This window comes from Lederbergia wuyishanensis (assembly GCF_022900255.1).
GTDB classification, from domain to species: Bacteria; Bacillota; Bacilli; order Bacillales; family Bacillaceae_C; genus Lederbergia; species Lederbergia wuyishanensis.
The window spans coordinates 131,475-153,142 of the sequence record NZ_JALIRM010000002.1; the positions used below are offsets into that span (position 1 = coordinate 131,475).

A 21,668-nucleotide genomic window follows, 5' to 3' on the forward strand; every position below is an offset into this window, starting at 1 on the left:
TGGTGGGTCAGCTAGGTAATGCTAAGACTCATTCTACAACTTACAGAAAATTGGAATTTGAGTAACTTATAATATTTTGATAACATTAAAACGTTGCATTTTTTGTGAAGAGGCTGTTTAAGTCCACTATGTGAAGACATACACAAAAAAGGAGATGATTCATATTGGATTTGACTACAACTAAAGATTACAAAGAAGGCAACCAAAAGTTAGGGGATGACTATTCACTAGATCGTGTTCCCCGCCACAAGAGAAACATGGGGTGGATGAGTATTACCAATATTACATTTGGAATTGCCACTGCCATCTTCTATTTTCAAATGGGTAGTGTAATGGCGCTTAAATTTGGCGCAGTTAATGCTATCATTTCCGCGGTCTATGCCATTATTGTTGCAGGAATTCTCGGAACGTTCATTGCCCACTTATCCGCAAAATCGGGGATGAATGTTAACCTCCTATCAAGAGGCGGAGGATTTGGATATATTGGAGCATCCTTAACCTCATTTATTTACGCAACAAACTTTATTATGTATTGTGCATTGGAAGGACTAATATTAGTTACAGCTGTACACGAATTCTTCCCCTCAATCCCCAAATGGGCACTCATTCTTTTCTTCGGAACTATCGTTATTCCATTAAATTGGTTTGGAATAAAACAACTCGATAAATTACAAAAATGGTCCTTGCCTTTATTTTTTCTATTCTTACTGGCAGCTATCATCCTGGCCGCGATGAAGCCATCAAGCTTCGATGGGGTATTTTGGACTTATATGCCTGAAGGTGTCCACGTAGGAGGAACCGCCCTTTTACTTTGTATTGGAATGCAACACGGAATTATGGGACTTACTCCCCTTCTCGCATCTGATTATTCGCGTTTTTTAAAACCGAAAGATCATAAAATCGGCATCTTTGCGATTGGATTTATTCCACAAATTTTTTGCTTCGGAGTAATGGGAGGTCTTGGAATCTGGTTTGGTGTTCGTCTTGGTGAACCTAATCCTGGAGTCTATATCGTCCTTCTTCTAGGCATTTGGGGCGCCTTATTTACCGTGCTAACCCAGGTTAGAATTAACGTGACCAATATTTATAGTGGCTCCTTGTCGTTATCGAATTTCTTTGAAAACATTTTCAAATTTACTCCTGGCAGACGTTTTTGGGTCATTGTTACAGGGGTATCCGCGATTGTTTTAATGCTCATGAATATTGTCGATTACCTTGAAGCCGTCATGACGTTCCAAGGAGTTTTCCTATTAGCATGGGCGTCAATCTTAGTTACAGATGCAACGATCGTAAAAAAACTTTTGAAAATTGGTCCTGGATATTATGAAGCTCGGCAAGATAACTTGCATAAATGGAATCCAGTCGGAGTGTGGTCCCTCGTCATTTCTAGTGTACTAGGCACCATTGCTGCATCAGGCTTTATGGGGACATTCCTACAAAGTACCGCAGCCTTCTTTGCAGCAGTCCTTGCAGCTATACTAACTGTTATCATCGCCATCTTTACGAAAGGCAGATTCTATATTAAAAAAGAAGCCAAAGATATCGATAAACAAGAATATATCGCTTAACAAATTGCCCTCTACTTTAGAGGGTTTTTTGTGTTTTAATCTATTATATTTTTCAATGTTAGGTACTTTTCAATCCAGAATAAGATTCTACTACCAACCACTAACAAAATAAAAAGTAAAAAGCCAACTATTCAACATAGCTGGCCCATTTTCTCTCTTCAATTAGGTCTTATTACGCTCTCTGTTTCCGTGTCATTACGTCAAAAATAACTGCTAATGCTAGCACACCGCCACGGATGATGTATTGTGGGGCAATTCCGACGCCCATCAAGTTCATACCGTTTGTTAAAGTTGCCATTACAAGTGCACCGATAATAGCTCCAGTTACTTTACCAACTCCACCGGCTGCGGAAACACCACCTACAAATGCTGCTGCAATGGCATCAAGCTCGAATAATGTACCTGCCGTCGTTGTCGCCGATTGTAAACGAGAAGTGAACAATATTCCAGATAATGCAGAAAGCATACCCATTGATCCAAATACAAGGAATGTAATTTTACTTACATTGATTCCGCTAAGATGTGCTGCTTCCGGGTTACTCCCTACCGCATATATATGTCTTCCTACTACTGTCTTCGTTGTAATAAAATGATAGATCATCACAACTAACAGCATGATAATCACTGTCCAAGATAGCCCGTTATAACTTGCTAAAATCCATGTAATATACCCGATAATTGCTGATACAAAAATTAATTGCAGTATAAAAATCTCTTTAGATACTACTTCAAAATTATACTTTATTTTATTGCGTCGGTTCGCTACCGTACTGTAAATATAGAACACAATTGCCAATGCACCAAGAATTAAAGATAATAAATGCACTCCATTAATGACCGCGAGTGAGGGAATGTATCCATTTCCGATAGCATTAAATGCTTTGTCATTAACAATGATCGTTCCCGTCTTTTCTGTCGCTAAAAGAATAGCCCCTCTATAAATGAGCCATCCTGCAAGCGTCGCAACAAACGCTGGAATTCCAACTCTCGCTACTAAAAATCCAGTAATGGATCCAGCAAATATTCCAAGAACCAGAATGATCGGGATAACGATATAGACTGGCAGACCGACGTGCATAAGCAAAATCGCTGCAATCGCACCAAGAAATCCAGCTAAGAAACCGATCGACAAGTCAATATGTCTAATCACGATAACGAGCATGACACCTACAGCTAAAACTGCAATATACCCAGCAGAATCTAGTAAATTACTAATATTTCTTGAGGACATAAACAAACCATCCGTGAGAATGGAAAAGGTCACCATTATTACAATTAAGGCAATATACATCCCATAATCACGAATATTATCTTTTATTAAATGCTTCGCTTCATTCAATAGTTTCATAAAATTAACCTCCTATTGCGTAGCAAGTTGCATGATGTTTTCTTGATTCGCTTCCTCAGCCGACAACTCACCCTTGATTTCACCTTCGGCCATTACATAGATGCGGTCACTCATACCAAGCACCTCACCTAATTCTGAAGAAATCATAATAATACTCATGCCTTGATCTATAAGTTCATTCATCACTGAATAAATTTCAAATTTAGCACCAACATCAATTCCACGCGTCGGTTCATCTAAAATAAGTAATTTCGGACCTACAAATAGCCATTTTCCTAATGATACTTTTTGCTGGTTACCACCACTCAAATTACCAACTAACTGTTGTAACGATGACGTTTTAATGCCTAGTGAAGTTTTGTAATGATCTGCCACTTTGATTTCTTCATTTTCATTAATAATTCCATTCGAAGAAATCCCCTTCAAATTAGCAGCGGAAATATTGCTTTTTATATCCTGCAATAAGAATAACCCGTCTCCTTTACGATCTTCCGTAACGTAAGCAATCCCTGCTTTAATTGCCTCATCGGTATGTTTAAAATTGACAGGGCGTCCTTCTACAAATAAATCCCCCTGCAACTTATAAGACTTTGAATTACCAAAAATACTAAGAGCAAGCTCTGTTCGACCGGACCCCATCAATCCTGCAACTCCAACGATTTCACCTTTTCTAACATGTAAGTTAATACCATTTGAGACATTGCGTCCGAGTTGCGGATCATATGCTGTCCAGTTCGATAATTCGAGAATTTTATCACCAAAAGATTTCTTCTCTCTTTTCGGATAAATATCGTCAATTTCCCGTCCCACCATATTTTTTATAATCGCACTTTCATTGACTTCTCCCTTAGAAGCATCCAATGTGCAGATCGTTTCCCCGTCTCGGATCACGGTCGCCTTATCCGCGATAGAAATGACTTCCTTCAGCTTATGGGAGATCATAATGCACGTAATGCCTTGCTTTTTTAATTCGCGCAGTAAGTCCAACAGATTTTCACTATCGTCTTCATTGAGTGCCGCAGTTGGTTCATCCAAAATAAGCAGTTTTACATCCTTACTTAACGCTTTTGCAATTTCAATTAGCTGTTGTTTCCCTACTCCCAAGTCCTTAATCAATGTTTCAGGATTAACTTTTAGATTCACTTTATCCAGCAATTTTTTTGATTCAACGATCGTTTTGTTAAAATCGAGAACCCCTTTTTGATTCACTTCATTGCCGATAAAAATATTTTCATAAACAGGGAGGTCTGGAAAGAGAGCAAGCTCTTGATAGATAATGACGATTCCTGTTTCAACACTGTCATTGATTTTATTAAACTGCTGGACATTGCCATTAAAAACAATATCTCCCCCATATGTACCATAAGGGTATACACCGCTAAGTATTTTCATGAGTGTCGACTTACCGGCTCCATTTTCACCAACTAAACAGTGTATCTCACCTTTTTTCACTTTGAAATTAACGTTACTGAGCGCCTTGACTCCTGTAAATTCCTTAGTAATCTGTTTCATTTCAAGAATATATTCGCTCATGTCTTTCCTCCTCAACAAAACAACTAGTACAAGGGAAATAGTGATAGACGTACATCCATCACTATTTCAATAGCCTCGCTCTAGTTATTTACGTTTTTATAGTCCAGTGAAATCACTCTCTTCGTAGTAACCGGAGTCAATGAGTTCACTCTTCACATTCTCTTGCTCAACGACAATAACGTTTGTTTGTTTTGCTGGAACTTCGATGCTTCCGTTATCATAAGAACCAGTTGTTTCAGGTGTATTGCCATCAAGAATGTCAATAGCCATTCCCATTGCATCCGCCACAAGTGTACGAACGTCCTTAAATACTGTCATCGATTGTTTACCATCAATAATGTATTGGATTGAAGCTTTTTCAGCGTCTTGTCCAGTGATGACATAATTTGAAACGTCTGGATCAGATCCGAATACATCCGCAATCGAACGGGAAGTCCCGTCATTTGGAGCAAGGATGACAACATCACCTTTTAAATCTCCGCTCGCAGCAGTTAAGTGAGTTTGAGCTTTATTTTTCGCTTCATTCGGATCCCAGTTTGTTGTTACTTGCCCAAGAACCTTACTCAATTCATCACGTGAAAGATCTGCTTTGTCTTTTAATGCTTCTGCTTCACTTGAGTTCGCAATTATGAAAGTACCGTCCGCGATTTTTGGTTGCAATACTTTCCATGCACCTTCAAAAAATAGGAATGCATTATTATCAGATGCCGCTCCAGCGTAAAGATATAGCGGAATACCTTTGCCATCACCCGCATGGTCAATCAAAAATTGCCCTTGTGCTTCACCAACGGCAACGCTATCGAATGTCACATAGTAATCGACTGCGTCCGTATTTGTAATAAGACGGTCATACGAAATTACTTTTATGCCTTCTTTTTTAGCAGCTGCCACAGCCGCACCTGCTGCTGGTCCATCATGCGGAGCAATAATTAAAACCTCAATCCCTTTACTAATCAACGTTTCAACGTTTTCTTTTTCCTTTGCAGAGGAACCTTGGCTGAATAAAATTTCAGTTGAATAATCTGAGTCTTTCAACGCATCTTTGAAACGTGTTTCGTCTTGAACCCATCTCGGCTCATCCTTCGTAGGCAAAACAATACCAACGTTTATCTTTCCACTTTTTTTACCGCCTTTATCTCCTGTCCCTGCACTGTCCTTGCTGCAACCCACTGCCAAAAACGCAAGCAGCATAATCGAAAGCAAAGCAGGAATGAACTTAAACTTCTTCATATTGAAACCCCTTTCGCATCTATATAATTTGTTTACACTTAAAATAGTATCAACTCTACCAATCTGTAAAAACGCTTACTTATAGTAAAAAATTAGCATCGTCTGGCTTTTTTTAAGATTGGGAGTTCAAGGAAGAAATTGGGGATGTTGGACGAAGGAGTGAGGATCTTTGGGAGTCTGTCCATTTTAGAGTGGATGATGGAAAATGACACCATCTATTTTGGAATACTGTCCAACATAACGCACATATTGGACAAATGCGCTGAAGACAACGAATTTCGTCTTAAATTCTACTTTGATTTGCAATAAAACAAAAAATGCAATTTTGTTCACGATACACACCCTCCAACGAACTCAAAAACTTCCTCCCAAAAACGCAAAAAGCCACCAGCGCATTCACAAACGCTGGTGGCCATTCAGAACCTATTCCTTTCCATACACTTCTTCCCTAGTATGAAATTCATCCGCTATGATTGTCGCATCGATATTCCCTTGATCGACGGCTATCGGTGTAAGGAGCATGGAGGGGACCTCTGCTTTTCCGTTATTGATAATTCGTTCGACTCCTATTTCTTCCCCTTTAGCAAGTTTCACTGCTAGTTCTGCTGCTTGTACGGCAAGTTCTTTTAATGGCTTGTATACGGTCATTGTTTGGGTGCCTATTACGATACGCTGTGCGGCAGCTAGATCCGCGTCTTGACCGGCAACAGGTATGTTTCCTGCAAGTCCCTGTTCAGCAAGCGCTTGGATTACCTTGCCAGCCGTTGCGTCATTTGCGGAAATAACAGCATCCACGTTATTATCGTTTGCTTTTAAGGCCTCTTGCATACTTGAAAAAGCATATTCTGGGAACCAATCCTTTGTCCATTGGTCGTAGACAATCGTAATATCGCCTTTATCTATGAGTGGTTGGAGGATGTTGAAAACACCCTTTTTAAGTAGATGGGCATTGTAATCTGTCTCCGCACCGCCGATATACACATACTTGCCCTTTGGAACCAACTTCGTTATCGCCTTCGCTTGTAGCTCGCCAACCATTTCATTATCGTACGAAACATACAAATCAATTTCAGAATTTCGAACTAATCTGTCGTAGGATAGCACTTTAATCCCCGCCGCGTGTGCCTTTTTAACAATCATTGCAGTTGACTCTGCGTTATGCGGGACGATGACCAATATATCAATGCCTTCATTAATGAGCGTCTCTGCTTGTAGGATTTGTAAGGCATCGTCTCCTTTTGAAGCGAGAATTTTCACCTCGGCACCGAGTGCTTCCACCGCTTCTTTAAACAATTCCCGATCCCGCAACCATCTTTCCTCAGCCAACGTATCCATGGAAAAACCAATCGTGATTTTATCGTCATCTTCTGTATGGTTCTCACTCGGTTCCTCAACTACTGCCGCATCACCACTCACTTCCTGATCATCTGAATGGCCCTTTTTATATTCGCAGGCTCCAACCAAAATGATTAACGCAAGCATAGACAATAGTATGTATCCTTTTATAAAGGTATGTTTCATGCATTTCACCGCTTTTCCATCTCGTTATACCTTAACACCCAGCAATGATTTCCGATACTCTGTCGGCGATTCACCATACATTCTTTTAAAAACCTTGCTAAAATAATTTGGATCTTGATACCCGACATCGAACGTAATTTCCTTTAAGCTTTTTTCAGGGTCCATCATCAATTTCTTTGCTTTTTCCAATCGGCATTCCGTCAAGAACGTTATATAATTTACACCCAGCTGTTCTTTAAAAAGCTTAGAAATATAGATAGGACTTAGTTCAAATTTTTGCGCTATCCTGTCCAAAGATATTTCCTCGTGTGAGTGTTCAACGATATACTGTCGAATCTGTTTAATCGTATCATCCTGCACCTGGCTGAGGTACTCACTATAGGACTGCCACATCCGGTTGAGCAAATGATTCGTCTCTGTACGCAATTGCCTAAAGTCATTTATTTCAATGGAATACAAAGGAGTATCCGGCTCCACTCCGATTTGATTCAACACCCGAGAGGCAATCCATAGAAGCTCGAGGACGCGTTGTTGTGTTACAATGAGGCGGACACCCTTATTCTCAAACAGATCTATTAACTCTGAGACCTCTTTCATGATGTCTTGCCACTGCCCATTTCGAATCTGATCGAAAAATTTATTCTCTAGTTTGCGAGAATGATATCCATCTATTCTCGTATCATCTAATGATATATCTGAATAAAAACGATATTTTACAGGAATGGACGTATCCTTCGTCGCAATCAACGATTCTTGGTAAGATTGTCGGATTTTGTCCAAGGAATTGCAGACATTTCCAATTCCAATGAACCAGCCAGCCCGCTCTCCCCTATTCGGCACATATAAAATTTCCCTTGCAAGGGTGATCGCCTGCGAGCGAAATGAATGCTCCTCTTGCCTAAATACGATAATTGGAATTTGCCTTCCATATAACGCCCCAACCCAAGCACTTCCAACTTTTCGTACCCGATGTTTGATTTCTGCATATAAGCTCTCAGAGTCGTGCGGCAATAAAATGCTCATTACAAACTTTTCGCTCGTCGTTGGAGTCTCCAACATTTCAACCAGCTCGTCCAAATGGACTTCATGTACATGATCGAATAATAACTGTGTGACCACATCGGTTTCGACAATCGTTAGTACCTTTTCCAAAGCATTTCGCTGAAGAATTCGCTCCTCTCTGGACTTTTTTTCTTCGTCGATTTCCTCCATTACTTTCCTAACCGTATGTACGACCTCGCTTGCCTTACTTGGCTTCAATAAATAATCCTTCACACCGAGCTTCATTGCCGATTTAGCATACTCGAATTCCGCATACGCCGTTATCATGATGTACTTAGTGTTTGGGTATTTTTGATTCATGATCTCGATTGCTTCAAGTCCACTCATCCCCGGCATCTTAATATCCATTAAAACCAAATCTGGCCGAAATGACTCTGCCTTTTCCAACGCGATCTTTCCATTCTTGGCTTCCTCTATCTCCATGTCGGGAAAATTTTTAAATAAAATTGCTTGCAGCCCTTCCCTTACAATCTGTTCATCATCCACGATTAGGAGTCGTTTCATTTCCTTTTTCCCCCCTTGTTTTTGGTATTTTTAAAATAACCTTCGTTCCGCTCCCTTGCTTACTTTCAATATCAAATACATCATTTGAGTCATAAAATAAACTTAATCTCTTCACAACATTACTAATTCCAATTCCCGTAAAATGACCTTTCGTTTCTTTTACATTCACCCGAAGGATTTGTTTTACCTTCTCCTCTGTCATTCCGGGACCACTATCCTCTAACTCTATCCTCACCCAATCGCCCTCATCTTTGGCGCGGAAAGTGATACTTCCACCGTCCTCTTCTGGCTCAATCGCATAGATGACGGCGTTTTCAACAATAGGCTGCAATGTTAGCCGAGGAATTTCGATTCCCAAACACGAATCATCAATGTCCATGTTAAACTGCAGACGATCGATAAATCGGGCTTTTTGAATGTCTATGTATTGCTTCAGAACATGTACTTCCTCAAACAGGGTAGCCGAATCTTCTAGATTGTTAAGGTTATAGCGTAGCAGCCCTGCAACGCTGACCAATAAATCACTCGTTTCTTCAGACCCTTCTAAATAGGCCTTTTTAGACAAGATGTCCAGTGTATTATAAAGAAAATGAGGATTAATCTGGCTTTGCAGACTGCGAAGCTGACTTTCCTGTAAAAGAAGCTTACTTTGCTGCAGCTCATTTTCAAGCTGTGCCTTCTGTTTTATTTCAGATAAATAATTATTTATATTAATCCGCATCTTATCAAATGTTTTAGCAAGAAAGGAGATTTCATCATTCGAATCCACTTCAATTTTTAAATCAAATCGCCCCATTGATAACTCATGTGCCGCTTCTGTCAGCTTATTGACCGGCCTTGTGATTCTTTTCGAAAACCAATGAGTCGATATCAATAAAAACAGAGTAATCAAAAGCAAAAGCCACATCCCAAGTATTCTCAATTCTTCCGAACGATCGATCATGTTCCGGTAGAAAAGGTCATATGTTTTGAGCTCCGTGTCAATTAACGTCAGGGTCATTTCGGAAATATATTTTGAAATCCGACTCGCTTCAGAAAAGGCACTCAAGTAATCTTCCGTTTGCTGCCCCGTACGATTTAAGACGGACTGACTAGTCGTTTCTACAAGACTGTCGATAAGATTCTCATAGTTTGTCAGAGCAAAGTCATTATCACTATTCCTAAACTTTGAAACCTTATCTTTAGTCTTTTCAATCTTCGTTTTACTTATGTTCAGCACTTTCAAGTTGACTTCCGTTGGTTCAATTAAGTAGTTATTAAGGGCCGCAACCATTTGCTGACTTTCACTCGTCACTTCGTTCATAATCAAATAACGCTCCAAAATATCATTGTACTGGTTTTGCATTTTTTGATTGTAGTAGGTCAGTGAAATCCAAATGGCCGCCATTATAAACAGAACCGCAATGACAAGCACTAATATTTTTTTCTGAATACTGTTCATCTTACATCCATCGCCTTTACAACCCGAATATCGGTTTGATACCCATTTAAATCAAGGGGGACCTTCTCATTATTAAGCCATTCTAAAAGCAGCTTCACACTCATCGTCCCCATCTCTTCCGGCGACTGCTCTATGAATCCATCAATCTTCCCCTGTTTAAGCAACGAGGTAGATTCGTAATTATCATCACAAGAATAAATAAAATACGGCTCAATCTGTGACCTAGTCTCAATCTCTTGGATCATCGCACCAAGTATCTCTGCATTAATCGCAATAAAAGCATCTAGATTCGGATTCTTGTTCAATACGTCTTTTGTGTTTGTTATAATTTGTTCCCTCGTATCATGTGTCTCGACCTCGATGGTTTGGATGCTTGGATAATTCTTCAGCACATCCTTGATTCCTTTCAGTCGCTGTTCTTGGAAATATTGATGCTGGATGTCAATCATTATCGCAACTTCCCCTTTAGTCCCCATATCTGCTATTAACTGATCGCCAATCATTCTTCCAGCTAAATATTGGTCGGAACCTACATACGACTTTCTTAGACTTTCTTCCATCGGAACATCATTTGCGACTGTAATTATCGGAATCCCATATGAAGCCGCTTTTATTTTCGTCAAGGCTTTAAACTCATCAGTATCTAGACCCTGCACGATTATACCATCCACTTGTGAATAGATAGCGATTTCAATTTTTTTCAAAAAGTCTTCTTGGTTATTCCCGTAACTTTCCCAAACTTCAAGGCTAGCAGATTCATTCTTCGCCTGCTCCAACGCACCTTTTGCGACCTTATCCCAAAAAGGGGTCTCTAGCTCCTGTGTAATCAATACGAGACGATGCTTCGTCTTCACTTGTTCGGTCGTTCCCGTTGATTCCCAATCCGTTTTAAAAACCTTACTTCCCGATACAATCGTAAAATAGAAAAGGACGACACAAACGAACCCAAGTATCAAAATCACTAATCTACGCAAGATATGTATCACCCTTTCCTTAGAAACACTCATATTAGTATATCTCAAATATTTTAATTTCATAGATTACGATGAAGAACTTTTGCTTTTGAAAAAGGTCATGTTATAGGACAGTTTTATTTGAAGAAGGATAATGATATTAGAAAGAGAATTTATATTTATATTAATTCTCTTAGGAGGACAGAGTATGTTTGATGCGGTTGGTGCTATGATTAATATTATATTTTTTGTACTTGTTATTTATTTAATATCGAGAGTGGCTCACTTTTTTAACTATACAAAAAATAGGTTAAACGAGATAGATAAGAAGATAGATGAGATAAAAGAGTATATTTCCAATAAAGATAATTAGCACAATCATAAAGTTCTTTAATTAACTCACACGTTTAACAAGAGTGATACTACTACCAAACAATAACTAAATAAAATGCAAAAAGCCAACTATTTTACATAGCTGGCCCATTTTGTCCTATCTATGTTTATACTACACTCTCTGTTACCGTTTACCACTGATATCAATACCCCAACACGGGAAGTCACTTTAAATTTTTTTCAATTGGGATATTGAGGATTATCTTACTCCTCCGAACTTATTCCACATGAGCAGAAGCCCTTTCCACGAACAAGCCGGGATCAGGTTTATCCGAGATAGAGATGATATGTAGGTAGCTAGCACCATTCGGACTTTCGTTGTTAAGAGGCAGTATGCCTATTGGCTTTTCATTGAGCAGTAATTCTGCGCTTGATCCTTTGGTCACGCCATTCCAACAAATGCTAAGATTGTACCATGTATCAGCACGTAAGGTTTCCGAGCCGAGTTTTTCTCTAATCTCCAATTTGACAGTGTACAGCGCATACGGAGTTATATCAGAATCGCAAGCGTTAAAGAGCCGATCGGCAAGACTAACCCTTGCGCCACCTGATCCTTCCGGTAATTGAAAACGAAGATTAACACGTCCCTTTTCGCCATTAGGAAAATTCCATGTGGCGCCCCCTCGACGGTAATCTGCACCGGATTTCTCGTTCACCAAGTCAAAATCGTCCAGAAACGAGATCTTCATAACTTTCGCTTCGGGATTTTCAGGGTGAGCCACCAGCAATGCAGAGGGCTTACGGTTGTACGAAGCATGTCCTTTAATTACTGGGATGTATGTATGATGCGTCCAGTCATCTAAACCATTGGAAAACGTGCTAACTCGCGTCTTTTCATATAGCCAACGGGTGTCCAAAATCATCATACGGCGGTGATTCTTATGCTGGCCAATTGATACAAGCACACGGTTTTCATCGAGTTGTACGAACTCACTTTGTTGCATCCCGCGATCTTCCGGTCCTCCGTACGTGGCGTAATCGGAACGATTTCGATGGTCATCAAGGATCAGCTCACGGAAGCCTATCCAAGTCTGGCCGTTATCAGATGAAATTGCAGCATGGTGCGAATCGCGGTTAGTGAACACATCCTCCCACATGTCATCCACTGCGGTCTTGAGCTCTGGCAACGCATGCGTGTTTGTCCACAACACGAGCAGGCGGCCGTCCTTAAGCTTTCCTATCGTAATCATGGTGAGTGTTCCGAAAAAACGTGATGGTTCAGCTTTGCTCCACGTTTCTCCCTTGTCAGTCGAGAACGATTGATAATGCTGATCCTGTGAAGTGCGCAGCAACATCCAAAGCTTGCCATCTTTGAGTTCAACAATGGATGCTTCCACCCCTGCATTATACCAGCGTACTCCCTTATGCTCCGCGCCTATCTGATGTGGCGGAACGTTCACCACACTTTTTGACTTATGCCATGTCATACCTCCATCATCAGAGATATGAACAACAGTGCCTTTGCGCATGTCATGAGATGGCACGAGCAATCGCTTGCCATTATCAATGAAAAGAGGGTTACGAAGGATGCCACTGAACGAGAGCAAGTCATCACGCTCTTTCTCCCAATCAGATGACAATTTACCATCTGTCGTCACAGCGGACCATGATCCATCGAGCCCGTTCTTGCTCACGAATATATAATCTGCAGCAGGTTGGATGCGCATAAACTCGTTTGTATCAGGATTGCGTGTAAAAGCCGGCGATTCCTTCGCTACACCTCCGAAATTGGGCGGATAATGTTCCGACGCTTCCTCATCGTTCCATGTCAGCCCGTTGTCGCGGCTGACGATATAGTGTAGCGGTTTTTTATCACCTGAGTAATGGCGAATCTCACAATCGCTGACTCGAATTAAACCACGCCCACTATCAGATGGGGGATTAGCGACAATAAGTGGAGGCTGCACAGGGGATTGTGAAGAAACAGATGCAGCAGCATACAAGGTTGAGCCTTGAATTTCCTGCTCCATATCTCCTACTTTTGAAATCATGCATGTTGTTTTATTTTCTTTGGTCATTTTTTCCCCTCCCGCAAAAATTATTTATTAATCTGCTTAAAAAAAGGTAAACCCAATTTTATTGGGTTGCAAGGCGATATACTCATGTATCAATTACAATTATTCCTTATCAATTGGAGATTTTATATTATCCTTATACGTATCAACATACATATTACCATTAACAGCCAATACGGCATAAACAACATCATGTGTTGTTAAATGACGCTTTTCTAACTCTGATTCTAACCATGAAAGAGTTAAATTATTTTGCTTTAAATTTTCTTTAATGATATCGCCGTCCATAATCAGTTCGATTGGCAATCTCTGCTCGGGCGTTACGGCAATCATCAAATCCTGTCTTGTTACATTTCTAAACTCAGGTTTTTTTTGAACGGTTAACGTCCCATTCGTTTCAACCATAGCAAAGAGAACCTCGTCAATATTAAATACATCTTTTTCCCTTAGTTGCTGATTTAAATAATCTAACGTATATCTCATCTTCTTCATATTCTGTTCTAACACTTTACCATTCTGTATCACGATTGTCGGATCACCAGCAAGCAGCTTTCTTCCTTTCCTATTTTTCAATGAAATAATGGCTATCAGAAAGAGAATGGCTACATATATAGTGAAAGCAATAATGATATGGTGAACCTTAACAGAAGTATTAAACGCCAAATTACCTGAAATGGCTCCTAATGAGATTGCTGCAACAAAATCAAACATGGTCATTTGTGCGATCGTTTGCTTACCTAAGATTCTGGCTCCAACTAGTAATAGACTAAAAGAAATAATGGATCTCAAAATGACTTCAATATGGTCAGGCATTTTCACACCTCGATTTAACAATTGATAGTCATATCATAGCCTTGATTTAAATAATTTATAGTTCTATTCAAACATCACTTTTTATCATTTCGATAAAATGTTTTAAAATCCTCGCGGTTATCCCCCAAATCGTATACTTCCCATAATCAAAAAACCATTCTTCCAATGAACGAGCTCTCCATTGATACTCTGTACCTTTCATAATTTTTTCAAAAGGAAAGTCTTCTGACGGTGTTGGTTGAACGGATACTAAATGCATATAGGGCTCATGATCCAATAGCCATTTGACTGGTACCGTAAATACCTCCTCAACTTCCACTAAGTTGTAAGAATGAATGATTTGATCATAATCAACGATTCCTACAAATGGGTAGATAACAAATGAAGGAGAAGCAATATAAGGACTTAATTGCCCTAAAACAGTAACTGTTTCTGGATCGACACCTAATTCTTCATTTGTTTCACGTAAGGCTGCGGCCAATGGGGACGGATCAGTTGAGTCGATTCTACCTCCAGGGAAACAAATATCACCTGGCTGTTTTCTCATAGTGGCTGAACGTACTTCAAAAAGGACATGCCATTCTTGGTCCACTTGAACTAATGGAATTAAAACGGCTGAGCGAAAAGCAGTTTCCTCTCCTATAAATAGGGTTTGGTTATGATTTATCCGTTCTTTCAGTTTATCCACGAACATACAATATCCCTCTTCTTCCAGCGTTATATTATTAATCGTATCATGAATAACTTAAAATTTTTATACCCTTTGAAATAATAACACCCATTAAAATAACAGCCTGATTTTACTTTATCAGACTGTTTCGTTGTTACATCACATATTTTGTTTTTAATGCTTCATATCCTAAATACCTTCTTAATCCCATTTACTGTTTTTCAAGTCGAGCATTTTCCAACTTTTTTAAATCAATTTTTTTCATTTTAAAGAGTACCTCTGCAACTCTGCGGTTTTCATCTCTTGAGCCATTAAACAAGACATCATCAATGTTATCCGGAATGATTTGCCACGATACGCCAAATTTATCCTTTACCCATCCGCATTGTTCTGCCTCAGGTACGTAAGAAAGACTGTCCCAAAAGTAATCAATTTCTTCTTGATCTTTACAATTGACAATAAATGAAAATGCTTCATTAAAATGATAATCCACATTATAAGCGTTATCCATTGCTGAAAAATGAATATCTTCAAGTTTGTATGAACAATAATTCACCTTTGCTTTTGATGACTCCGCCTCACCCGGATTATATTTACTAATCATTTCCATCCATGAATTTTCAAACTTCTCCACATAGAAATTTACTGCTTCCTCAGCTCTTCCACAGACATCATTGGAGAATAGGAGGTTAGGCGATATTTTTTGACCACTCTGCCCCTTATCTACAAGCATCAATTGCCAAGACAAACCAAATCTATCCTGTACCCAAGCGTATCTTTTACTAAAGGGATATTCGCCTAGTGGCATCAATTCTGTCCCACCCTCTATTAAAGACTCCCATTTAGTATTTACTTCTTCGATTGTCTCACATGCTACCATCAAAGATATGGAAGGATTAAATTTGAAGTAGGGACCTGCACTTATTGCTTGAAATCGTTGCCCTGCTAACTCAAAGCTTACCAATTCTGAATCACCGGAAGGAGTATCCTCAATCACTGTCACATTTAATAGTTTTGAACCGTCAAATAAACTAATATAAAACATTGCAGCTTCCTTAGCTTCTTTGTCATACCATAAATGCGGGACTATTTTTTGCATAATGTCCTCCCTCATAACGATTTAATTTTGTTATTCCAATTAATACAAGATTACTATTTGATACAAGTCTACCTTCTAGTTACTAGTATTATACCAAGATTAGGAATTTCAAACAGATCTTAACCCCCACATTCATTTACACTTTACTAGCCGCAACAACCTACTACACCTATGCTACCTTTCATACTCGAAGAAATTTCTTCCAAAATCTACCTACTTCGAATAATATCTCAACAAAAAAGGAATTGCCATTGGCGGAAATTGATGAAGCGCTTGGCGATAAAACACTATGATCTGGTGAAAGTTCCCGGCATTTCAATGGTTTTTGCTTTTAATATAGAACGTCTCAATATGGATATATTGATTTGGTTGAATATCGAAACCCTTATTGAGAAAAATTTTTAACAAAACAGAAAAAGATAACAGAATACATACGAAAGTTTCTGGTAAAATACCCAGAATTTACTAGAAATAAAAAAACACAATGAGTTATTCAATGTGTTCAGAGATTAGTTAATCTAATAAGGTTAATGACTAGCCACTAAACCTCTCCCTTTGTTTTTTGTTATTTTAAACAATTGTCTCATGTGTAATAAATACTTATTACTATTATCTAAAAATTTTCCATATGTTGAATTTTAGATCATTAGGTAGTAACATAAATTTTATTATTATTTTTAAGAGATTATTAAATGTTTAAGGCATCAAAGAAAGGAACAGATATGATGAACGAAAAACTACCATTTTCAAAATATACTGCAATTGGAGTTATGTTGTTTGCTTTATTCTTCGGTGCAGGGAACTTAATTTTTCCAGCACTACTGGGACAAAATGCTGGCACAAATCTCTGGCCTGCTGTAGCTGGATTTTTGATTACGGGCGTTGGTTTACCATTATTAGGGATTTTGGCAATGGGCTTTTCCGGAAGTCGTAACTTGCAAGAGCTTGCTAGTAGAGTAAACCCAATATATGCAATCTTTTTCACGAGTCTCCTCTATTTGACCATTGGTCCATTTTTTGCATTGCCACGTACAGGCACCGTTGCATACGAAGTGGGTATCACGCCTTTTGTAAGTGAAGGATTTCATCAAGGTGGATTACTCATTTTTACATTACTATTTTTCATCATTACCCTTTGGTTTTCATTAAACCCGGCAAAAATAGTTGATAACGTAGGTAAAATTTTGGCACCCGGACTTGTAATTCTCCTCGTTATTCTATTGGTTACGGTCGTCATTCGTCCCATGGGTACCATTCAGGCTCCAGTAGGGAATTATACAAACGGGGCTTTCGTAAAAGGATTTTTAGACGGATATAATACGATGGATGCGATCGCCTCACTCGTATTTGGTATTATTGTTATCAATTCCGTTCGCTCATTCGGAATTACAACAAAAGGCGGGATCATCAGGGCAACAACAATATCTGGTTTAATTGCCATCTCGTTACTGGCCGCTATTTACATTGGGATTGCCTATATGGGGGCAACAAGCACAGAAGCCTTTGGACTATCTGAAAATGGCGGGCCAGTATTAAGTAATGCGGCATCGTACTATTTTGGAACGTTCGGCTTGATTTTACTTGCGCTGCTTATCACACTTGCCTGTTTAACGACAGCAATTGGACTAGTAACAGCATGTGCAGAATATTTTCAAACACTTTTCCCAAGATTCAGTTACAAGTCATTAGTATTCTTTTTTGTTACCATATCATTCATCTTCGCTAACTTTGGATTAACGAACATTATTACATTCTCAGTTCCTGTTCTCATGTTCCTGTATCCACTTGCGATTGTATTAATGTTATTGACCTTTTTATCACCATTATTTAATCACAAACGGATTGTATATATCTTAACGATTGCCGCCACCTTTTTGATTAGTATCTTTGATGGATTGAAATCGCTATGTCAATCACTCGAAATTGATTATTTTGGTTGGATGATGCCGATTGTTTCCTTCTATGAAAAAACATTACCGCTTTATAACGAAGGGCTTGGGTGGCTGCTGCCTGCGTTGGTTGTTATAATCATCACAGCTGTGGTAAGTCGATTATTAAGAGCATCTAAATAAACGCAAGTAAGGGGCTAATTTACTAAAAATTAGCCCCTTACTCATTAATATTGAAAGACTGAAAAAACAGGTACGTTTTCTTAAGATAAAAAACTAATTAAATATCTTTAGAGGTATGATAATGTTTAAGTAGATCCTCAATGGAAATTCCATTTATTTTCATACCTGTTATGTCACATTCATCAATCTCTACATTGGATAAATTACAGTTTGTTATTGTACTATTATTGAAATCGCAATTCTCAAACTTTACTGGTTTTTGTTTCATATTTTTAGGATCATACAAAGGATGACCTTCACGTGGCATACCTATATTCCTTATAGATGCACCTCCGATTTGCGCTCCATCAATTTCCAAGTTACTAAGGTTAGCATCATTTATTTTGGTACCACTTAAATCAACATTTTCGAAATATAGATTTCTACACATATTTTCAATAAAAGACGAACCTGAAATATCTGCATAACGTACATTTAATTCTCTAACATCATCAATGAAGTCGATTTTTTTATTATTTTCACTACTCATTGGCCAAATACCTACTTTCTAAAATTTGTTCGGTAGATATCCATTCTTTATTTTTTATAAAAATACCTGTTTTCTACTCTAGAAATTGTTCGACAAATACTAATCTTTTATAACCTATCTCCTTATTCATAATCCTTTTAAAATATACTTTTACTTAGATCAGTTAAAAAAACATCAATACAAAATAGGAGATACATTTCCTACTTTCGATAATGTTCATATTCTGGTCTGATGTTCACTTCCTGTAAACCTTCTTCACCCCAACTCAAATTAGAAGACATTTACAATAGGCACATGTCTATTCCTCTTTGCTCTTAGACACATACACTATTTTTGAAGGAATTAAGGGGAGAGGATATAAAGTGGAAAGACAAATGTATGGAGGTTACCCTAGCCAAGGCATGGGGATGGGCGGTTACCCCGGCCAAGGTATGGGGATGGGTGGTTATCCTGGCCAAGGTATGGGGATGAGTGGTTATCCTAGCCAAGGCATGGGGATGATGGGCGGTCATCCTGGCCAAGGTATGGGGATGATGGGCGGTTATCCTGGCCAAGGTATGGGGATGATGGGCGGTTATCCTGGCCAAGGTATGGGGATGATGGGCGGTCATCCTGGCCAAGGTATGGGGATGATGGGCGGTCATCCTGGCCAAGGTATGGGGATGATGGGCGGTTATCCTGGCCAAGGTATGGGGATGATGGGCGGTTATCCTGGCCAAGGTATGGGATATGGCAGTTACCCGAGATAGTTCATGTCTGATTTAGTTAAACTAAGAGGCTGCATAATTGCTTCTTCAAAAGAAGTAAACGTAGATTAATAAAAAAAGTGTAATAAACTGCATAAATATCTAAAATAGAAAAGAGCCAAATCCTTAATATTACTGGTTTTGGCTCTTTCTTCATTTTTAAATATGCATAGGGTAGTAACAAAATAATTGAAAAAAGCGATACCTATAAAGTATCGCTTAATCTTCAAGTATTCGTTTTTTATTCTTAAAGATTTTTAAATAGTTATGACAACTTTTCCTTGAGCGTGCCCTTGTTCGAAATACTTGAAAGCTTTTACAATTTCATTCATTTTAAAAGTTTTATCAATGACTGGTTTTATCTTTCTGGCTTCTAGGAGTTCTTTCACATAAATTAAATCATTTTGGTTTTGCCTCTGTAATAAACTAGACATTTTTTTACTTCCAGAGAGTGAGAACCAAGGTCCTAAGGTCATTGTTTGAAACAATTGGGCACCCGATCCTCCAACATGAATAAAAGTTCCTTTATCATTTAGTGATCGCTCATAAGCTGTAATCGGATGGTGTCCATTAACAGCAAGAATCAAATCATACTTCTGTACTTTTTCGGTAAAATCCTCTTTCGTATAATCAATAACATGATCTGCACCAATGGATCGAAGGATTTCTAAATTTCTCGTACTGCAAACACCTGTTACCTCTGCGCCAAAAGATTTGGCAATCTGTACCGCAAAACTCCCAACACCACCTGAGGCACCATTAATCAATACCTTCTGCCTCGCCTGAATCTTTCCTTTATTCCTTAGACCTTGTAAGGCTGTAACTGCAGCCATAGGTACCGCAGCTGCTTCCTCAAATGTGAGGTTTTCTGGTTTTAATGCTAAAGCTTTCTCAGGAACAGATACATATTCAGCAAATCCACCCCAGCCAGAAGTAGAAAGGTCTCCAAATACTTCTTGACCCGGCTGAAACTGTGTAACATCTTTACCAACTGCTTCGACCCTACCCGCAATGTCACCTCCGGGTATGGTGTATTTTGGTTTTAGAAGACCGAAGGCAAAGCGTGCTAAGAAAGGATCTCCTTTCAGGAGAACTAGATTGCCATAGTTCAAGGATGATGCATTAATCTTAACCAGTACCTCATTATTCTTAGGAATAGGTTTATCTATTTCTGTTAATTTAAGAACTTCGGGTGAACCATATTTGCTATAAACGATGGCCTTCATTAATTTTCCTCCGTTTCCCTTTGAAACCATCTAATATCCCCACTGATAAACTTATTCTTTTTTATAAGATCTAACACATTGGCAAGTATTCTTTGAAAATATTTTAATGATTTGTTCCAATAAAAGCTCATGCCGACCTATTTAGATGGCATTGTAAAGTCCTCAAATTATTAAGTCTGTTTGGAACCCATTATCTCAAGCGGAGCTTCCAAATGTTTTCTTTTTTGTAGATATGGTAGCAAGTGCAGATTCATTGAAACCTTTAAAGATCAGCCACACTGCTAAAATCATTTCATTAGCTGCTACTGGGAGAGCCAGTATAGCACCCCAAACTGAAATTTGTTGAATGACTCCAAACATTTCTAACAATGCCGCCAAAAAAATAAGGGTTGCTCCTGTCATACCTAAGATAGGTATAAATCTCGGTACGAGCTTTGATTTAAAAAATATATAACTATACATCATCGTATTAATGCCCAGCATGAAATTGGGACCTAACAAAAATGTCCATTCATGCACCGCTTTTAACAAAATACCTGAAGCTTGAAACGATGCAATATCCGGAGCACCCGCTTCTACATATTCTCGACTTAACGTTAATAGGGATAACACGCTAATTACACCAATCGTAATGATAATCGCTTCAAGAAACCTGAAACAGACATGCCAAAGAGCAATTGTTTCATTGTACTTTCTTAAAAATGGAAACATTACTGTTGCTGTACCAATCGCTGAAACTACTAGAATTAACTCCATTAACGCTCCCGTTATCACCTGATTGGCGTGTTCCGAACCTTTAATTAGGTAATCAGGACCATTTAGGATAGGATTGTAAAATAATAGACCCATTACCGCTGTAACCGCTGCAAGTATAAATAATGATCCCACAATTTTTGCTGCTTTTTTATTTGAATTCATTTTTTATCCCCTTCTCTTAATAAATTC

The 21,668-nt window shown here is 38.8% G+C and carries 19 protein-coding genes; 4 read left to right on the plus strand and 15 right to left on the minus strand.

The annotated features are described in order from the left end of the window. The first annotated feature begins 164 nt into the window (after window positions 1–164). A complete protein-coding gene (locus MT489_RS06760; protein WP_370876374.1) occupies window positions 165–1,568 on the plus strand; it encodes a purine-cytosine permease family protein in 1,404 nt (467 codons plus the stop codon). 172 nt (window positions 1,569–1,740) lie between these two features. Here MT489_RS06760 and MT489_RS06765 read toward each other — a convergent pair whose 3' ends face one another. From MT489_RS06765 to MT489_RS06800, 8 genes are all read right to left on the minus strand, one after another. Further along, window positions 1,741–2,916, minus strand: coding sequence for a sugar ABC transporter permease (locus MT489_RS06765; RefSeq protein WP_244680777.1), 1,176 nt, complete (start codon window positions 2,914–2,916; stop codon window positions 1,741–1,743). A 12-nt stretch (window positions 2,917–2,928) separates the two neighbouring features. After that, window positions 2,929–4,449, minus strand: coding sequence for a sugar ABC transporter ATP-binding protein (locus MT489_RS06770; protein ID WP_244680778.1), 1,521 nt, complete (start codon window positions 4,447–4,449; stop codon window positions 2,929–2,931). Window positions 4,450–4,545: 96 nt separating this feature from the next. Continuing rightward, on the minus strand, window positions 4,546–5,679 hold the full coding sequence (locus tag MT489_RS06775) for a sugar ABC transporter substrate-binding protein (RefSeq protein ID WP_244680779.1): 1,134 nt from the start codon (window positions 5,677–5,679) through the stop codon (window positions 4,546–4,548). Window positions 5,680–5,865: 186 nt separating this feature from the next. Further along, the gene (locus MT489_RS06780; RefSeq protein ID WP_244680780.1) at window positions 5,866–6,012 is read right to left on the minus strand and encodes a hypothetical protein; all 147 of its coding nucleotides are present in this window, start codon (window positions 6,010–6,012) and stop codon (window positions 5,866–5,868) included. Window positions 6,013–6,102: 90 nt separating this feature from the next. Beyond that, window positions 6,103–7,161 (minus strand): sugar ABC transporter substrate-binding protein, encoded by a 1,059-nt coding sequence (locus MT489_RS06785; protein ID WP_244681005.1) that lies wholly within the window; start codon window positions 7,159–7,161, stop codon window positions 6,103–6,105. Window positions 7,162–7,224: 63 nt separating this feature from the next. Further along, window positions 7,225–8,766, minus strand: coding sequence for a response regulator (locus MT489_RS06790; RefSeq protein WP_244680781.1), 1,542 nt, complete (start codon window positions 8,764–8,766; stop codon window positions 7,225–7,227). Beyond that, window positions 8,741–10,207, minus strand: a complete 1,467-nt coding sequence (locus tag MT489_RS06795; RefSeq protein ID WP_244680782.1) for a sensor histidine kinase — start codon at window positions 10,205–10,207, stop codon at window positions 8,741–8,743. The genes MT489_RS06790 and MT489_RS06795 overlap by 26 nt, the downstream gene beginning before the upstream one ends. Then, the gene (locus MT489_RS06800; RefSeq protein ID WP_244680783.1) at window positions 10,204–11,181 is read right to left on the minus strand and encodes a sugar ABC transporter substrate-binding protein; all 978 of its coding nucleotides are present in this window, start codon (window positions 11,179–11,181) and stop codon (window positions 10,204–10,206) included. The genes MT489_RS06795 and MT489_RS06800 overlap by 4 nt, the downstream gene beginning before the upstream one ends. Before the next feature lie 187 nt (window positions 11,182–11,368). Between MT489_RS06800 and MT489_RS06805 the strand changes: the two genes are divergently transcribed. Continuing rightward, complete coding sequence (locus tag MT489_RS06805; RefSeq protein WP_244680784.1) at window positions 11,369–11,533, plus strand: hypothetical protein; 165 nt, start codon at window positions 11,369–11,371, stop codon at window positions 11,531–11,533. 238 nt (window positions 11,534–11,771) lie between these two features. On the opposite strand, the gene MT489_RS06810 is transcribed toward MT489_RS06805, so the two are convergent. From MT489_RS06810 to MT489_RS06825, 4 genes are all read right to left on the minus strand, one after another. After that, on the minus strand, window positions 11,772–13,571 hold the full coding sequence (locus MT489_RS06810) for a sialidase family protein (RefSeq protein ID WP_244680785.1): 1,800 nt from the start codon (window positions 13,569–13,571) through the stop codon (window positions 11,772–11,774). A gap of 99 nt (window positions 13,572–13,670) precedes the next feature. After that, on the minus strand, window positions 13,671–14,381 hold the full coding sequence (locus MT489_RS06815; RefSeq protein ID WP_244680786.1) for a DUF421 domain-containing protein: 711 nt from the start codon (window positions 14,379–14,381) through the stop codon (window positions 13,671–13,673). 67 nt (window positions 14,382–14,448) lie between these two features. Next, the gene (locus MT489_RS06820) at window positions 14,449–15,075 is read right to left on the minus strand and encodes an NUDIX hydrolase (protein WP_244680787.1); all 627 of its coding nucleotides are present in this window, start codon (window positions 15,073–15,075) and stop codon (window positions 14,449–14,451) included. Between the two features lie 187 nt (window positions 15,076–15,262). Then, the gene (locus tag MT489_RS06825; RefSeq protein WP_244680788.1) at window positions 15,263–16,150 is read right to left on the minus strand and encodes a VOC family protein; all 888 of its coding nucleotides are present in this window, start codon (window positions 16,148–16,150) and stop codon (window positions 15,263–15,265) included. A gap of 725 nt (window positions 16,151–16,875) precedes the next feature. On the opposite strand from MT489_RS06825, the gene brnQ reads away from it, so the two are divergent. Further along, window positions 16,876–18,222 (plus strand): branched-chain amino acid transport system II carrier protein, encoded by a 1,347-nt coding sequence (gene brnQ, locus MT489_RS06830; protein ID WP_244681006.1) that lies wholly within the window; start codon window positions 16,876–16,878, stop codon window positions 18,220–18,222. Window positions 18,223–18,319: 97 nt separating this feature from the next. On the opposite strand, the gene MT489_RS06835 is transcribed toward brnQ, so the two are convergent. Beyond that, window positions 18,320–18,751 (minus strand): pentapeptide repeat-containing protein, encoded by a 432-nt coding sequence (locus tag MT489_RS06835; RefSeq protein WP_244680789.1) that lies wholly within the window; start codon window positions 18,749–18,751, stop codon window positions 18,320–18,322. A 362-nt stretch (window positions 18,752–19,113) separates the two neighbouring features. Here MT489_RS06835 and MT489_RS06840 point away from each other — a divergent pair, with 362 nt between their 5' ends. Then, entirely contained in the window at window positions 19,114–19,500 is a 387-nt protein-coding gene (locus tag MT489_RS06840) for a hypothetical protein (RefSeq protein ID WP_244680790.1), read from the plus strand. 254 nt (window positions 19,501–19,754) lie between these two features. Here MT489_RS06840 and MT489_RS06845 read toward each other — a convergent pair whose 3' ends face one another. Beyond that, window positions 19,755–20,723 carry an NAD(P)-dependent alcohol dehydrogenase gene (locus MT489_RS06845; protein WP_244680791.1) on the minus strand — a complete coding sequence of 323 codons (969 nt, stop codon included), beginning with the start codon at window positions 20,721–20,723 and terminating at the stop codon, window positions 19,755–19,757. A 195-nt stretch (window positions 20,724–20,918) separates the two neighbouring features. Next, window positions 20,919–21,641 (minus strand): DUF4386 domain-containing protein, encoded by a 723-nt coding sequence (locus tag MT489_RS06850; RefSeq protein WP_244680792.1) that lies wholly within the window; start codon window positions 21,639–21,641, stop codon window positions 20,919–20,921. Between the last annotated feature and the right edge of the window lie 27 nt (window positions 21,642–21,668).

Excerpts from the sequence above, each read along its gene's own strand:
- MT489_RS06765 (WP_244680777.1), bottom strand. The coding sequence starts at position 2,916 with ATGAAACTATTGAATGAAGCGAAGCATTTAATAAAAGATAATATTCGT.
- MT489_RS06770 (WP_244680778.1), bottom strand. The coding sequence starts at position 4,449 with ATGAGCGAATATATTCTTGAAATGAAACAGATTACTAAGGAATTTACA.
- MT489_RS06775 (WP_244680779.1), bottom strand. The coding sequence starts at position 5,679 with ATGAAGAAGTTTAAGTTCATTCCTGCTTTGCTTTCGATTATGCTGCTT.
- MT489_RS06785 (WP_244681005.1), bottom strand. The coding sequence starts at position 7,161 with ATGCTTGCGTTAATCATTTTGGTTGGAGCCTGCGAATATAAAAAGGGC.
- MT489_RS06790 (WP_244680781.1), bottom strand. The coding sequence starts at position 8,766 with ATGAAACGACTCCTAATCGTGGATGATGAACAGATTGTAAGGGAAGGG.
- MT489_RS06795 (WP_244680782.1), bottom strand. The coding sequence starts at position 10,207 with ATGAACAGTATTCAGAAAAAAATATTAGTGCTTGTCATTGCGGTTCTG.
- MT489_RS06805 (WP_244680784.1), top strand. The coding sequence starts at position 11,369 with ATGTTTGATGCGGTTGGTGCTATGATTAATATTATATTTTTTGTACTT.
- MT489_RS06810 (WP_244680785.1), bottom strand. The coding sequence starts at position 13,571 with ATGACCAAAGAAAATAAAACAACATGCATGATTTCAAAAGTAGGAGAT.
- MT489_RS06815 (WP_244680786.1), bottom strand. The coding sequence starts at position 14,381 with ATGCCTGACCATATTGAAGTCATTTTGAGATCCATTATTTCTTTTAGT.
- MT489_RS06820 (WP_244680787.1), bottom strand. The coding sequence starts at position 15,075 with ATGTTCGTGGATAAACTGAAAGAACGGATAAATCATAACCAAACCCTA.
- MT489_RS06825 (WP_244680788.1), bottom strand. The coding sequence starts at position 16,150 with ATGCAAAAAATAGTCCCGCATTTATGGTATGACAAAGAAGCTAAGGAA.
- brnQ (WP_244681006.1), top strand. The coding sequence starts at position 16,876 with ATGAACGAAAAACTACCATTTTCAAAATATACTGCAATTGGAGTTATG.
- MT489_RS06835 (WP_244680789.1), bottom strand. The coding sequence starts at position 18,751 with ATGAGTAGTGAAAATAATAAAAAAATCGACTTCATTGATGATGTTAGA.
- MT489_RS06845 (WP_244680791.1), bottom strand. The coding sequence starts at position 20,723 with ATGAAGGCCATCGTTTATAGCAAATATGGTTCACCCGAAGTTCTTAAA.
- MT489_RS06850 (WP_244680792.1), bottom strand. The coding sequence starts at position 21,641 with ATGAATTCAAATAAAAAAGCAGCAAAAATTGTGGGATCATTATTTATA.